The organism is Streptosporangium sp. NPDC050284 (genome assembly GCF_044459525.1).
Taxonomy (GTDB): domain Bacteria; phylum Actinomycetota; class Actinomycetes; order Streptosporangiales; family Streptosporangiaceae; genus Streptosporangium.
Map to the genome: position 1 here is coordinate 45429 of NZ_JBITIZ010000008.1, position 15693 is coordinate 61121.

Below are 15693 nucleotides of genomic sequence, written 5' to 3' on the forward strand. Positions count from 1 at the left end.
GTTAAAATATGATCAATAAAATCAAGGCGACTGAATTATTTTCCCGGGGTTCAGCAGGGGAGGTCGCGCAGCCTTCCAAAGGAATCCCAGTCGGGCTCGGGAACGTTGACGACATCTCCGGAATCATCGTAAAAGCGAACGGAGTCCCATGTCCTACGTTCATTGGCAACGGCTCGCGCGATCCATCCCATCTCTTCTTCGGTAGCATAAGGGGATATGTTCTTGTCGCGCCTCAGGCCCCTCATTGCCATTTCAGTGAAGTCGCCGCTAAATCCTCTCGTGTTGACGTGTAGAACTATTTTTCCATTTACTATTGCCTTCTGAACGGGTGCTTGCCACTCGGTGGGGCCGAGATCCAAGAAGTGTTGGAGGCCCCTGTCGTTTGCAAATTTCTCCGTTCCATGAATTCGGTATCCAAGAGCAACATCGAACGGATCATCGTTGTGAGCAAGGATAGCTTGGTTGCCTGCTACAACATGATAAGTGTGCAGGCCGTCGACGGTGAGGTTGTGGACGCGTTGGGGGGCGGTCCACTTCTTGACGGCGGTGAGCTGGATGTAGGTGCCGGCGCTGGTTCGTAGGAGCATGCCGGGCTGGAGTTCGCCTGCCTTGACCCACTTGCGGAGGTCAGGGACCCAGAACGGGTGGCCATCTGTGGCGACTACCGTTCCGGATTTTCCGGTCGCTGCGTCTGTGGTGATGGTGAGACGGACCAGACGCTTCTCGCCGTCGCCGGTGATCAGGTGGCTGACGCGCCTGGCGGCGGTCAGTCCTGTTGCCGCGTCAGCGGCTACCACCCAGTCGCCTATCTTGACGTCCTCGATCGGCTTGGTGGTGCCGTCGGCCATCAGGACCTTGGTGCCAGGTACGAAGCTGTTGCCGGAAGGGCAGAAGGTCGGCGGGGCTGGCGGAGTCTCGGGGTAGCTGTCGCTGCCGTTATCTGTGGGGAAGTTCTGCGAGCGAGCGGTTCCGTTGCCGATGTCCTTGTCCGAGCCGGGTACACATCCAAACACCGATGTGGAATATACAAAGCCGACGTATTTGCCGCAGGAGTCTTTTCCGCATCTCTCGGGATCCCACTGCTCGCATGAAGTCCCGCCTCCGCCTCCTCCGCCGCGCCCGCCGTCGCCTTGAATTTCGGTTCCAACGTGACCGGTATAGCTGTAAATGCATGGTCCGAGATATGTGCAGTAGTAGTCTTTTTCTTCTTGAGGGGTACGCTGATAGATGGGGTTCTCAGCGTTGTTAGGGTCGTTTATGAATTCTGGGCTGTTTGGATCGAAGTCAGGCTTGTACGGCTCCGGTTTCTTGGTCGGCGGTTGAGGCGAAACTCTGGGGGGTGCGGTTCCCGTATTGTTTCTAATGGTAACGCTCTGTGTGCTGCTTGTGGCGGTAGCGATGTACCTGCCTCCGCCATTCCTGTTAATGTCGGGGTTGGAGCCCTTTCCTGGGTCGGGGTTAGAGCCTCTTCCTGAATTGGGATTAGCGCCTGTGCTGGTGCCTTTGCCTGTAGTGGGACTAGGGGCCGTGGTGGGACTTTTGTTTGTATTGGGCATGGGAAAGACTGGAAGAGGAATAGGGATGATAGGAGGTTTAGGGGCTGGAGGTGCAACTACAGGCCCTCTTCCACCTCCCGTTATTGGGGGTAGGACGGGGTAATGACCTGATGGGTCCACGCTAACCAAAGGACTTGCGTTGCCATAGGTGTAGCGATTGGCTTGAACCGATGGTTGGGGATTGAGAGTCCAGTCGTCGCGGGAGGTGAAGGCGCCGGTGCCGGGCTGGTACCAGCGGGCGTGCATGTTGACCTTGCCGGTGTCGGGGTCGGTGTACTCGCCCTGGTAGCCGAGGCCGCGCGGGGTGCCTGAGCGGTGGATGGGCTTGCCGAAGGGGTCATAGGCGACCGAGTCGACCAGCGCGGTGCCGGAGAAGGTGCCCACCACATCGCCGTGCAGGTCGGTCATCGTGGCAAGTGCGGGGGCAGCGCCTTCTTGCAGGCTGAGCAGCCCTCCGAAGGGGTCGCGACCGTACTTGGCCAAGGTGGCGTTGGCGCCGTCGGCAACGGTGGCGATGTCGTTCTCCAGGCCGGAGTAGACGAACCGCCGCTGCTCAGCACCCTTGGTGCGTGAGGTCACCCGGCCCAGGGCGTCGTAGCCGTAGCCGGCCTCTCCGTCGGAGACGAGCCGGTCGAAGGCGTCGAAGGTCAGGTTGCGGGTGGTTCCGGCCTTGGTCTCGGTGGCGGTGGTGCCGCGAGGGGTGTACGTGTAGTCGGTCCCGGCGCCAGAGATCAGTCGGTTGCGCTGGTCGTAGACGAAGGTGTCGCTTCCGGCGCCGGTGCGGTTGCCGGACTCGTCCCAGGTGTAGGAAGTGGTGGCGCCACCAGGCGCGGTCCAGGAGGTCAGCCGCCCGGCGTGGTCGTAGCCATAGGTGTTGACTCCCGCCCCGGCGGTGCCGGTGGTGGTTTTGCTGGTGAGGTTGTCGTCCTTGTCCCATCCGTAGGCGATCTTCGCCAGTTCGGTGCCGGAGCTGTTCTTCACCGAGTGTGAGGTGAGCCGGTTGACGGTGTCGTAGCCGTAGGTCTGGGTGCTCACCGGAGAGGCAGAGGTCTTGGTGGTGAGCCGGTCGGCGTTGTCGTAGCCGTAGGTCCAGGTGCGGCCGGTGACCGGGTCGCTCGCGGTCTTGAGCCGGTCGGCGGCATCCCAGGTGTAGGTCGCCGTCCCGGTCGGGTCGACGCGCTGGGTGGGGTTGCCCGAGGCGTCGTAGGCGTAGGTGGCGACCTGGTTGGCGGCTTTGGACACCTTGGTCAGCAGGCTGCGGTCGTTGTACTCCAAGGTGTAGTCGCCCACCGCGGTCAATCGGTCCGCGCTGTCATAGGTGAAGTTACGCGCCGGGGTGGCCACCGAGGCGCCGCTGCCGGTCTGCGTGGTGAGCCGGTCGAGATGGTCGAAGGTGCGGTCGATGCGCACCCCGCCGGGCTGCAGGGTCGCGGTGGCGTTCCCGGCGGCGTCGTAAAGGCTGGTCCAGGTCCGATCAGCCGCGTTCGGGTAGGCGGTGGTGGCCGGTTCGATGACCGACTCGACCAGGCCAAGGGTGTTGTAGCTGGTCCAGGTGGCATTGCCGCGACCATCGGTGATGCGGGTGTGCGCGCTGGTGGCGTCGTAGCCGAACGTCGAGGTGATCGAGGTTCCCGTAGCGACCGGTTCGATCAGTGAGGTCATCCGGCTCGCGGCGTCAAAGGTGCGGCGGGTGATGCGCCCCTCACCGGAGGTGGTGCTGGTCGGGTTACCAGCCAGGTCGTAGCCGAACCCGAAGGTACGCACCACCGCGTTGCTGCTGTTGAGATCCTTGGCGGCGATCTGGCGGCCGGCCAGGTCGTATTCGGCCTCGGTGGCGTTGTTCAGCGGGTCGGTGACCTTGGTGGTGCGGCCCAGGATGTCGTAGCCGAAGGTGGAGGCGTGTGTCAGCGGGTCGCTGATCGAGGTGGGCTGCCCGGCGGCGTTGACGACGTAGTTGGTGGTCTTGTTGCCCGGAGCGACGGCTTTGGTGAGGTTCCCGGCAGTGTCGTAGGTCAGCGTGGTGGTGTGCGCTGCCGTGGTGGGCTTGCGTTCGATCCGTGTGGCGGTGATCTGACGGCCCAGGTCGTCATAAGTCGCCTCACTGCGGGCCCCGGTGGGATCGACCGTGGCCAACTCCTCGCCCAGCATGTCGTACTCCGACGTCCAGGCACCGCCAGGGCCGGACGGGCCGGGATCGGTCACCCTGACCGCGCGGCCCAGCGCGTCGTAGGTGGCGGTGGTGACGTAGTCGCGCTCGTTGGTGACGCTGGTCAGCTGACCGGCCGCGTCGTATCCGTAGCTGATCTTCGGGATCAGTGTGGCCCCGCCCGGCGGGGTGTAGGGGGCCGATGTGGTCGAGGTCAGGCGGCCTGCCTTGTCGAAGGCGGCGGTGCTGGTGCGGCCCTCGCCGTCCACCGCGTGGGTGGTCAGGCCGACGCTGTTGTAGCCGTAGCGCACCGTGGGTCGCCCGGCGGTCGCCGTTCCGTTCTTCTCGATCGTCACCTGCGGAGCCTTGGTCTCCACCAGTTGCCCGGCCAGGTCGTAGCGCAGCGTCGTGGTGAAATCCGCCGCGTTGGCGCCGGAGGCGTTACCGCGAGGGTCGGTTGTCGCGGTCAGCAGGCCACGGTCGTCGTAGGTGTGGGTAGCGACCAGGTCCTCAGCGCCGTTCTCCACGGTTCGCTGGGTCATCAGGCTCAGCGCGTTGTAGGTGTAGGTGGTGGATTCGGTGCGGGCACTGGCCGCGCCGGTGAAGGTCTCCTTGGTGATGTTGCCGACCGCGTCGTAGGTGTACGCGGTTTTCCGTTTGAGCGTGACGGGGTCGAACGTGCTGGAGGTCAGGCGGCCCGCCGCGTCGTAGACGTAGTCGGTGGTGACCTTTTCGCCGCCACTGTCTTGGCCGGCTGGGTCGTCGGTGACCTGCTTGACAAGGTTGCCGGCCGCGTCATACGTGTTGGCCTCCAACACCACATCGGTCGTAGTCGTCAACCCGTTGAGCCGCACATCGTCGCCGATGACCTCCGACAGACGGTTGTCGGTGAAGTAGGTGTAGAGGGTTTTGCGGCCCATCGCATCGACTCGCCCGCCCAGACGTCCCCCGTTGTCGTAGGAACGCGCCTCCAACACCACGTCCTGGGCCGGTTTCGGGGCCAGTGGACTGCCCGTCCAGTTTTTGATCGTTGTCGAGGCCAACTCGCCGCGCTTGGTGTAGCCGTAGGCGAAGACCGTGCCCAACTGATTGGTCGCCGACACCTGCGCTCCTGTGCTGTCCCACGTCGAACGAGCCATCCCACCCTCGGGGTCGGTGATCGTCTCTACCCGCCCTTTGGGGTCGTAGGTGTAGGTGGTCGTCCGCGTCGCATCACCGCCGGTCAGATCGGCCACCGTCTCGGTGAGCGTGTCACCGTCGGGGTTGTAGGTGTAGGTGGCCTTGGCGGTGTGGGTGACGTTGTTGACCTCGTTCTTCACTCCGGGAGCGGTTTGCGTGAGCAGCCGTCCGGTCCCGTCGTAGGTGAACGTCGTGGTGACACCGGTGGGATGAGCTGCCGATACCTCGGTTTGCGAGGTCACCCGGCCCAGCGCGTCATAGGCGAACTTCGTTATCAGTCCGGACGGGCTGGTCTGCTCGGCCAGGTCCCCGGTGGTGTTGTAACGGTAGGTGATCTCATTGTTCTTGGCGTCCTTCACCGACTTCGTCAGCCCCGCTGGGGTGGTGCCGCCGCCGATGGCGGGTTCGGTGCCGTCGGTGTAGGTGTACGTCGTCGAGCGGCCGGTGGGGAAGTCGGAAGTGGCCGGGGTGGTCTGCTTGGCCACTTCACCTTGGGGGGTGTACTCGATGGTGGTGGCGTAGGTGTTGTCGGTGGCGTTCGCTGAGCGGGCATCTCTGTATGTCACCGGACGGTCATTGCGCGGGTCGAACTCATTGGCGCTGTTGCGGTAGAGCGCCTGGTGGGTGGTCTGGCAGTTTCCCGCTGCCTTGCAGGTCTTGGTGGCGGTGACGTTGCCGCGCGCGTCGTTGACCTGCTCGATGACAACACCGTTCGGGTCGGTGACCTTGGTGAGGAATCCGCCGGTGTCGTACCCGTACCTGGTGATCTTGCCCAGCTGGTCGGTACGACTGACCAGACGGTAACCACGCCAGGCATCGTGGACGTAGCCGAGTGTGTTGTTGTTGGGGTCGGTGACCGTGATCGTTGAGGTGCCCGGTTCCGGCGCGTAGACCGGGGCACCGATCTTCCAGGTGCCGCCGTGCTGGTCGACGTGCGTGGTGATCCGGTCGGTGGCGGCGTCGTAGGTGTTGGCCGCCCAGGCTCGTCCCGATGGCAACGTGATGGTGGTGAGCTTGTGCGGGGTCTCGGCGCGGGCCGCGTGGTGGCGGCTGATCTCCTGAGCGGTCAGTGGCTTGTCGTAGAGGGCCACCTCGTCGAGTTGTCCCCTGAAGCTCTCACTGGTGGCCGGCCACCGCCAGCTGAGCATTCCTTTGCCGAACCGGGCCTGTTCCCGCCAATCGATGCCTCCTGACCCGGTCAGGGAGCCCACCAGTTGACCGTCCAGATACAGCCGATCGGTGGGACCGGACACGCTCAGCACCGCGTGGTGCCACTGCCCGTCGTTGACGACACCCGCCGAGGTGATCGGGGCCGCGTTATCACCGTAGAACGGCTGGGAGCGGGCACGTAGTTTGCCGTCGGTGCCCACATAGATCGCAGAGTCCGCAGGGGTCGGATCCTCCAGGCCCGCTGAGAACAGCACCCCGTGCAGGGTGGTCTTGAACCACACCTCCACCGAGAACTTGTCGGCGAGGCGGGCGACCGAGTTCAGCGGAAGCTCGACCGAACCGGAGGTCACGCTGATCGCGGTGTCGGTGGTGCCGGCCAGAGCTCCGGGCTGTCCCTTGGTCGCATTGACGTAGGTGGCGGGACCTGCCCCCCATCCGAGGTCGGCGGCCCAAGTCCCCGAGGTCTCGCCCAGCCGCCAGTATCCATAAGGCTCGGAGTCCAACACCGTCGAGCGGTAGGTCGAGCCGGTGCCGTACCCGTAGGTGGTGCAGTTCGGCGCGGCCACCGGAGCGCATGAGGCGACCAACCGATCGCCCTGATACTGGTAGGTCCATGTCAACGCCTGACCCCCCACCGGGTCGGTGGACACCTGCGTGACGTGCGCGCCCGTCCAGGTGAAATGCAATGCCCGACCGCCGGTGGCGGTCACGGTCGCCAGCTTTCCGTCGGTTCCGTAGACAAGGTCGCGGCTACGGCTGCGGGCGTCGGTGATCTTGGTGAGCCGCCCCTGGGCGTCGAAGTGGTAGGAGGTGGCGCTCTTGTCCATCAACCGCCAGCCGCCACCGCTGACGGTCGCCAAGGTGGCGTGCATTCCCGGCGGCGGCTGGAAGGTGCCGTCCCCGTTGGGGGCGAACCGCACCTGACGACCATCGGGATAGGTAGCCAGCAGTGATGAGGTCTCACCTCCGACCTCGGAGACGAGCTTCATGTCCCACAGTGTTGACCAGGCCGCGCCGAACATCCCATCGGCTCGCGGGTCCAGCGTGTTGTACGAGCGCACCACCGACAATGGCTCACCGGCCGTCGTGACCGAGGCGTCGGTGAAGGCCGTGGTGTAGTTCCCGGACAGTTGGTGAAACTCCTGGCCGTTCACTCCCCGCGCGGACAACTGTGAGGTGATCATCGGCTGCCGCACCCCGGTGGTGATGGACGACATCAACGACGTGTTCACTCCCAAGGTGCCGCGATCCTTCGCCGACACCTGCCACCAGTACTCCTTGCCCCACTTCAGCTTGCCTGCCGGAACCCGCCAGGTGTTGACATCACTCAGCCATCCCGACGTGGTGCACGTGCCCGACATCCCCGACCGGTCGCAGATTTCAAAGAAGTAATCAATGCCATAGACGCCGGCGTTGCTCTTGGCGTACGTCACCAGTAACGGCGTCAACGACCCGACCTGCGCCTCGTTCCACGGATGCACATCCACGATCGTCGGAATACATCCGTACTGGCAGTCCAGCGCCTGAGCCCGCGCAGCCTCAGAAGAGGCCGAACGCTTGTCGGCGTCGGTGCTCTTGCGGGTGGCGGCGGGCTGGGGCTCATCGACGAAGCGCCCCTCGGTTTGCAACGCCCTCTTGGGGCGTTCGTCCTCCTGTTTCGACGGCTTCACTTTCACCGTCGTCGTGGTGGCCGCCGTTTCTACCAGGGACGGAAAGCCCGCCGCAGAACCGGTCAACTGGTCAGGTGTGTCGGGAGGGCCGTGAAAGAGAGCGGGTGGTTGCACCGTCGCGGCGGACACCGGAAACGCCTGGAAGAGCAGCAGGCCCGGTAACGCCGTCACCAGCACGGCCACCGCCGTCCAGGTTCTCACGACTACCGAAAACGACCATGACAAACTCCGGCGCATACGCCGTCACCCTCCGAACAAGTCAGCGCGAGAGCCAATCGCTCCCGCGTTACCCCAGCCCGCCATCAGGCCCGAAGTGGGGCCGAGGTCGACGGTTCGGAGCGAGCTAACAGCAAACGATCAGAAATTACCCATAGAACCTTTATGTCCGCAATATGTGAGAGAGCAGCTAAATAGGACACGGATTTCGGGTTTGAAAGTGCGACATATCGGGGCCGCGTTCTCACGGTGACGTTCGGTTGTAGAGAAGGGTAAGCCGAAACGATCACGTAGGGAGAGGTGTCGGTGGCTCGTGGTTCACCTGGGGGCTTCGTCTCTGGGTTTTCTGAAGGCACGGTTCGCGAGCGGCGAGATATGGCGGCCTTCGCGACGGTTGCGAGGGGAGAGGAGGGCTCGAACTCGTGGTTTTGGGGCGGACCGAAGGTGGTGCTGGAGTGGTTGGAGGTGATTCCTCACGGGTTGAAAGCGGCGACGGGAAGGTCGTGGAGCGATGTGATTCGGAGCACAGCCCAAGGCTCATCGATCACGGCGGCCGGACCGGCTGCCGACCACCTGTCGGCGCACTTGTGGAGTCACCCAGGTGATGTCTCCTCAGCCCGGCTGGCCGTAGGAGCCCGCTTCGAGGGTCGCGCGCAGGGTGGCCAAGGTCGAGGTGATGAGGGCCAGGTCGTCAGGGGAAACCGTCGCGGTCAGCGAGATGAGTTCGCTTTCGACGGTGGGGCGGGAAGCGGCCAGCTGTTTCTCACCCTCGGGGGTGAGGCGGAGAACGGACGACCGGCGGTCCTGGGGGTGTGCGACTCGTAGGCACCAGCCTGAGGCCACCAGCCGGTCGACCGCCTTGCTCACGGCCCCCACGGTGATCGCCAGTTCGCCGACGATGTCGAGTACGCGGCATCCCGGCACGCGGTCGATGATCTCCAGAAACTCGAACTGTCCCAGCCCCAGCCCGTGTTCGGCGCGCAGCCGGGCGCTCACCGCGTTGTAGAGCCGGGTCTCGACGCGGACGAGGTCGGCGAAGATCGGAGTGATATGGCTCACAGTAACCTCCGATAGATTCCTGGGAATCATCTTCCTTGGAATCTGGTTGGGCTCAGGCAGATGGATTCCCGGGAATCCATTCTCACACCTCAACCCATGGAGGCCCGACATGTCCCAGCAGCAGCGCGACGCCCTGGACACCCTGCTCCGTTCCGCCCCTCGCAGCGAGACACGGCCCACCGTCGAGGAGCAGCGCAGCGGTTTCGTCGCAGCCCTCACCCGTCCGGCACCGGAGGGCGTCATCACCCGTAGGACCGTCCTGGGCGGGCGGCCGGCCCTGGAGCTGGAGCCGGCCAACGCCTCCGGTCGCGGGCGACTGCTCTACCTGCACGGCGGCGGCTATGTCGTCGGCTCACCGGACACCCATGCGGGGCTGGTCGGCGAACTGGCCCGCCGCGCCGGGCTGCGAGCGATGTCGGTGGACTACCGGCTGGCGCCCGAAGACCCTTTCCCCGCGGCCGTCGACGACGGGCTCGCGGCCTATCGCGAGCTGCTGGCGGCGGGTACCGACCCGCGCGACCTCGTCATGGCCGGTGACTCCGCCGGTGGCGGCTTGAGCATCGCCACGCTGCTCGCGGCCCGGGAGGCCGGGCTGCCGCAACCGGCCGCCGTGGTCGTCTTCTCTCCCTGGGTCGATCTCACTCTCGCCGGAGGAAGCATTCGTTCCAAGGAGGACGCCGACCCCATTTTCATCGAGGCCGACCTGCGCGCGTACGCCGATCTCTATGTCGGTGCAGGCGACCGGGCACATCACCTGGCCAGCCCGCTGTTCGGCGACCTCACCGGACTGCCGCCGCTACTCGTACAGGTCGGGGCGAACGAGGTGCTGCTCGACGACGCGATCCGGTTGGCCGGCCGCGCGGGCGCCGACGATGTCGAGGTCACGCTCGAAGTCGGGGCCGGCCTCCCGCACGTCTTCCAGCACCACTACGGCCGCCTCGATGAGGCGGACGCCGCACTCGACCGCGCCGCCCGCTTCCTCGCCGGCCACCTGAGGACCGACCACCTGGGCGCCGACCATCTCGAATCGGTTCACTGACGCGGATGACATAAGCGCCTCGACCCACTGTGAAGCGGCAGTAGGCCGGCGACCCGGGCCGCTCGCTACGGCGGCGGCCCGATCTCCGTGATCCTGGACGACCTGTCGGCGTACAGGAACCGGCGCATCCGCACCTGGGCGAGCCATCGAGCGCCCGGGGGTGCGGCTCGACGGCCGGTCAGGCGCCGAGCCGGTCGCGTACGCGGTCCGCGAACCAGTCGGGCCGTTGTAGCGGGATGCCGTGCCCGCAGTCCGCCACGATTTCCAGCTCGCTGCCCGGCAGGGCCTCGTGCAGCACACGGCCCGACTCCCGCATCAGGGCCCGTTCACGCCCACCGGCGAGGATCAGCACCTCGCGGGGGAAACGCGACCACGCGGGTGGCGGGGTGAAGCGCAGGTTCTCGCCGACCGCGGCGAGCAGGGTCTGCTTCGAGATGCTCGCGGACGTACGGACGTAGTCGTCGAGCAACGGGTCGGGGACGAACAGCTGCTTGGCCTGCAGCTTGGCGAACCACCGCTGCCGGGCGAGCCCAGCGGTGGCGCCGAGCAGGCCGAGGGTGAAGCCGGTGGCCGCGATGGGCTTGGCCTGCGCGCTGACCACGACCACCCGTTCCACGAGCTCGGGCCGGTGCGCGGCGAGCAGGACCGTCAGCTGCGCGCCCAGGGAGAACCCGACGACGGAGACGCGACCGCCCGCGTCGTGGAGGAGCTTCGTCAGGGCTTCGGCGGTCTGGGCATGGGAGTGATACGTCTCGTCCGCGCTGTGGTCGTGGCCGGGCAGGTCAGGGACGATCAGCCGGTGGTCGCGCGCGAGACGCTCACGCACCGGCTCCCACATCCAACCGGCGACACCGCCACCGTGCAGCAGGAGCACGGGCGGGGCGTCGGCAGGACCGTGTGTCTCGACATGCATGTGGGCCGCTCCCGTCGCGTCGGTCGATGACCATGATGCCAGGGGGTGGCCGTCCGGCCGACTCGGCGGTGATCAGATGCCCGCCCGGCGCTCTCATGCCGGGTGGCGGTCTCGTCTCCGGTCCATCCGGTGCCTCGTGGTCGGAGGAGGACAAGGCGCCGGGCCAAGCAGGCGCTCGGGTCCGGGATGATGGCCGGATGAACGAGTTCGTCGAGGCGATGGCCCAGGTGGTGACCGGGGTGACGATCGTCACCGTGAAGGACGATCGCGACGACGTGGGGGTGACGGTCTCCACCTTCACCTCGCTGTCGCTGGAACCTCGGCTGGTGATGGTGAGCCTGGACAGCACCGGATATCTCAACGAGCTGCTGCTCAGGCAGGACCGCTGGGCCGCGAGCGTGCTGTCGGCCGGGCAGAAGGCGATCGCGAGCCGGTTCGCCACGGCGGGCCGCCCGGGTGCCAGGTTGTTGCTCGCGGGTACGCCGCACCACCGGGGCGCGCTGAGCGAGGCCCTCGTGGTGGACGGTGGTGTCACCGCGCTGGAGGTCGAGACGGTCAAGGTGGTCCCGGCCGGGGATCACACGCTGTTCATCGCGAAGGTCCTCGGGGTCGAGTACGTCGACGCGTCCTTGCTGCCGCTGGCGCGCTACCGGAGCCGCTACCGCTGATCCCGCTCGCTCCTTTCTCACAGGTTCCGTACGCGTGAGAGCCGCCCCGTTCGGACGGGGCGGCTCTCACGGGGATGGACGAGGAAGATCAGCGGATCGTCCAGGTGCCCGGCAGGATGAGCGGGCCGTACGAGGGCAGGCCCAGCTCGCCGGCGAGGTGGGCGAGGGGGCCCCACGACTCCAGGCGGACCCTGGCCAGGGCGGCGGCCTTGTCCTCGCTGGACTCCGCGGGGCGCAGCCGCTCCAGGGGGTTGAGCTTGGGGTAGACGCGTACGGGGGCGTCGACGGCGAGGCCCGCCTTCTTGCGGGCGATGGCGAGGGCGTCCTCCAGGCCGCCGAGTTCGTCGACGAGGCCGCCTTCCAGGGCGTCGGCGCCGGTCCAGACCCGGCCCTTGGCCAGCTCGTGGGCGCGCTCACGCGACAGGCCGCGACCTTCGGCGACCTTGTTCACGAAGTCGTCGTAGACCCGGTCGAGCCAGGCGTTGATCCGCGCCCACTGCGCCTCGGAGAAGGCGTTGGTGGGGGAGAACATCCCGGAGTTGGCGCCCTCGCCGACGGTCTCGGAGGTGACGCCGATCTTCTCCAGCAGCCCGCCGATGACCGCCTTGCCGCCGAACACGCCGATGGAGCCGGTGAGCGTGCCCGGCTGGGCCACGATGACGTCGGCGGCCATCGAGACCATGTAGCCGCCGGAGGCGGCGAGGTCGCCCATCGAGATGATGATGGGCTTGCCCGCCTTGCGGGTGAGCACGACCTCGCGCCAGATGGCGTCGGAGGCGGTGTACGAGCCGCCGGGGCTGTCGACCCTGAAGACGACGGCCTTGACATGGTCGTCGTTGCGGGCCGCGCGCAGGGCGGCGCAGATGGTGTCGGAGCCCATCGCGCCACCGCCGCCCAGCGGGCTGCGACCGCTGCGGCCGAGCCGGATCGCGCCGTTGCCGCGGACGAGCGCGACGACCTGCTCGCCGGGGTGCGGGAGCTTCTTCGCGGACAACGACTTGGCGTAGCGGCCGACGTACAGCAGGAGCGCGCCGTCGCCGGCGGACTCCTTGACCTCGTCGTAGACCTCGTCGCGGTAGGCGAGCCGGTCGACGAGTCCCGCCTCGACGGCCTCGGCGCCGATGAACGGGCCCTGGTCGATCAGCTCGCGTACCTTGGCCGGCTCCAGGCCGCGCCCCTCGGCGATGCCCGCCACGACCTGTTCGGTGATCGACTCGGTGATGCGGCTCATCGACTCACGGTGGGCCTCGGTCATGTGGTCCTGGGTGAAGGTGTTGGCGGCCGTCTTGTACTCGTGCCGCTGGCCGATCTGGTACTCCACGCCGATCTTGCCCAGGGCACCCCGCAGGAAGCGCTGCTCCATCGCGACGCCGGTCAGCCCGACGTCACCGGAGGGCTGGAGGTAGACCCGCTCGAAGGCGCTGCCCAGGTAGTAGGGGACGGTGCCCCCGCCGATCTCGCCGAAGGTCTCGGCGAACGCGACGGTCAGTTTGCCCGAGGCCCGGAAGTGGATCACAGCCTGGCGGAGCTCCTGGACGATCGCGAGGCCCAGCGGCTGGGTGCCGATCTTGACGATCAGTGCCCTGACCCGGTCGTCCTTCCTGGCGCGCTTGAGCCCGGCCAGCACGTCGGTGAGGCTCGTCTTGCGCATCGCCATGATGGCGCTCAGCGGGTCGGCCGGAGGACTGCCGTCTGTCAGGCCCTCGGTGAGGTCGAGCTCAAGGATCAGGGGAGCGGTACGCCGCTGCTTGAACCGTTCGACACTATCGATGATCACCTTGGTCGCGTCCATGCCCTTCACCCTAAGCGACACATACCGGGCTTATGCGGCTCGTCGGGTTCTCGCCCGCTTTCTGGCATAAGACAGGACCGTGGAGCCCGAGGGGTCTGCGTGGCCTGCGGGTCCGCCGGTGTGGTCCACGGGTCTTCCGGTCCAGGTAGGCCCGCAGGTCCGGTGCCTGCGGGGCCTACCTGGATTGCCGGGGTCACGCTCGGCGGGCGTTCACCTGCTTCTTGAGCATCGTGGTGGACGCGGCGGGGGAGGAGCCCTTCAGGCGTGCCTTCTCGACCGAGGTGAGGACCGTCTTCAGCGTGGCCGTCTCCTTGATCTTCGCGGTGAAGTTCACGCCGCCGTTCGCCCAGTTCAGCCAGGCGGCGAGCAGCTCGCTCTCCAGCTTGGCCCGCGCCGTCTTCTTGGCGGGCTTGAGCACCTTGTACGCGCCGCCCAGGGTGGAGGCGGGCGTGACCTCGGAGAAGACCTTGCTCGCCTTGGCCACCAGGCCGAGGTAGCAGCTCACCGTCGCGTCCTTGATCTTGCCCTTGCCCCGGGTGACCTCAACCGCCCACTGCGCGGCGCTCAGCGTCTTGGTGGACTTGCCGCGCGTGCACACCGTGGGCGTCGCCGGCGGGGGGACGGTCACGGTCACGGTGACCGTCACCGTCGGCAGCGGGATCGGCGTCGGCACCGGGTCGTTCGGCGGCGCCGACGGAGGGGGACCGGAGCTGGGCTCGGGACTGGGTTCTGGGCTGGGTTCCGGGCCGGGGTCGTCGCTGGGAACCTCGGGGCCGGGGGGAGTGACGGGGTCACCCGGGGTGCCTCCGGCGATCGCGGCGTTCAGGTCGAGGCGGGGGGTGGTCACGCCGTCGTAGGTGACCTGCCGGCCCGCGGTCTTCAGCGCGGCCTCCAGCGCGTCCGGGGTGTTCGGGGCCTTCTGGGCCATCAGCGCCATGGCACCGGTGACGAACGGGGTGGACATCGAGGTCCCGCTGTAGACCTGGTGGCCGCCGCCCGGCACCGCGGACTCGATCTCCAGACCGGGGGCGAAGAGGTCGAGTACGGAGCCGTAGTTGGACCAGTGGGGGACGGTGTCGTCGTCGCCCGTCGCGCCGACCGTCACCGGGGCGGAGAAGCAGCCGGGAGCCCCGGCGCCGGGCACGCCCTCGTTGCCGGCCGCGGCCACGACGGCCACGCCCTTGGCGCGCAGGTCGTCGACGCGGCTCTTCATCGCCGCCAGGTCCGGCTCGGCGTCACAGCTTCCCTCGTACAGGCCGCCGCCGAGGCTGAGGTTCACCGCGGCGATGTTCCTGCCGCCGTCCTTGAGCTTCGCGACGTGCTCCAGGGCGAGCAGGAGCGTGGACTCGAACGCGCTCAGGCAGACCCCGCCCTCGTCGTCACAGTTGTTGAACCTGCTGAAGACCTGGATCGCCACGATGTCCGCCTCGGGCGCGACGGCGTGGGCGATCCCCGCCACGTGGGTGCCGTGGTCGCACAGGTTGACGCTCTCGTGGACGCAGGCGGAGGTGTTCGCGTCGGCGGATCCGGGGTCGTTCGTCTGCCCGTTGGGGCACAGGGACTGCGCGCCCTCGTCCGTGGCGGAGAAGCAGGCCTGCTCCACGACCTTGCCCCCGAAGTCGGGGTGGCCGGCGTCGATCCCGGTGTCGATGATCGCGATCGTCTGGCCCGCGCCCTTGGTGCCGGTGGCGTGCGCCTTGTCCGCGCCGATCACCTGCAGGCTCGTGGCGAGCGAGCCGGAACTCAGCGAGCCCAGCGAGGTGGGGGAGTAGACGCGGTCGCGGCGGATGGAGAGGACGCGCGGGTCCTCGGCCAGCTTCGCGAGCGACTCGCCGGTGCCCTCGACCACGATGAACGAGGTGTCCGCGGGTTCGAGGACGACCTCGGCGTCGGGCAGCTGCCGTGCCTCCCCGGCGACCGGGGCCGCCTCGGCGGGGGCCGCCAGCTCGACGATGACCCGGGCGCCGTCGGTGTCGGAGGCGAGTCCCTCCTCCAGTTTCGGCTGCGGGGGCGTCGCGTCGGCGGGGGGTGAGACCGGTGTGTCGGCGGGGGTCTCCTGACCACCCGCCCCCTCGGCTCCGTCGCCCATCTCCCCTGCTCCGGGCTCGGTTCCGGATCCGTCGCCCGGGGCCACGGGCGGGCTCTCGCTCGCGGAGACCGCTGGGGGCGCCGGTACGTCCTCGGCGAGGGCGGGTATGGCGGGCGAGAGGGTGAAGACCAACGCCATGGCCACGACAGCTCGAAGTCGCACGCGTCCTCCGGGGGGATCAAAAGGGCGTTTCGGA

7 protein-coding genes are annotated in these 15693 nt (G+C 67.2%); 2 read left to right on the forward strand and 5 right to left on the reverse strand.

All coding sequences use genetic code 11. From position 1 onward, the window contains the following. Window positions 1–50: 50 nt before the first annotated feature. A complete protein-coding gene (locus ACIBH4_RS19890) occupies window positions 51–7904 on the reverse strand; it encodes a LamG-like jellyroll fold domain-containing protein (RefSeq protein ID WP_362766447.1) in 7854 nt (2617 codons plus the stop codon). Window positions 7905–8549: 645 nt separating this feature from the next. Further along, complete coding sequence (locus tag ACIBH4_RS19895; protein WP_362766445.1) at window positions 8550–8996, reverse strand: MarR family winged helix-turn-helix transcriptional regulator; 447 nt, start codon at window positions 8994–8996, stop codon at window positions 8550–8552. Window positions 8997–9105: 109 nt separating this feature from the next. Between ACIBH4_RS19895 and ACIBH4_RS19900 the strand changes: the two genes are divergently transcribed. Further along, on the forward strand, window positions 9106–10035 hold the full coding sequence (locus ACIBH4_RS19900) for an alpha/beta hydrolase (protein WP_362766442.1): 930 nt from the start codon (window positions 9106–9108) through the stop codon (window positions 10033–10035). A 178-nt stretch (window positions 10036–10213) separates the two neighbouring features. Here ACIBH4_RS19900 and ACIBH4_RS19905 read toward each other — a convergent pair whose 3' ends face one another. Continuing rightward, on the reverse strand, window positions 10214–10948 hold the full coding sequence (locus tag ACIBH4_RS19905; protein WP_362766439.1) for an alpha/beta hydrolase: 735 nt from the start codon (window positions 10946–10948) through the stop codon (window positions 10214–10216). A gap of 197 nt (window positions 10949–11145) precedes the next feature. Between ACIBH4_RS19905 and ACIBH4_RS19910 the strand changes: the two genes are divergently transcribed. Then, window positions 11146–11616, forward strand: a complete 471-nt coding sequence (locus tag ACIBH4_RS19910; protein WP_362766436.1) for a flavin reductase family protein — start codon at window positions 11146–11148, stop codon at window positions 11614–11616. A gap of 88 nt (window positions 11617–11704) precedes the next feature. On the opposite strand, the gene sppA is transcribed toward ACIBH4_RS19910, so the two are convergent. Further along, window positions 11705–13408 (reverse strand): signal peptide peptidase SppA, encoded by a 1704-nt coding sequence (gene sppA, locus ACIBH4_RS19915; protein WP_362507472.1) that lies wholly within the window; start codon window positions 13406–13408, stop codon window positions 11705–11707. A 193-nt stretch (window positions 13409–13601) separates the two neighbouring features. Next, window positions 13602–15659 (reverse strand): S8 family serine peptidase, encoded by a 2058-nt coding sequence (locus ACIBH4_RS19920; RefSeq protein WP_362766434.1) that lies wholly within the window; start codon window positions 15657–15659, stop codon window positions 13602–13604. Between the last annotated feature and the right edge of the window lie 34 nt (window positions 15660–15693).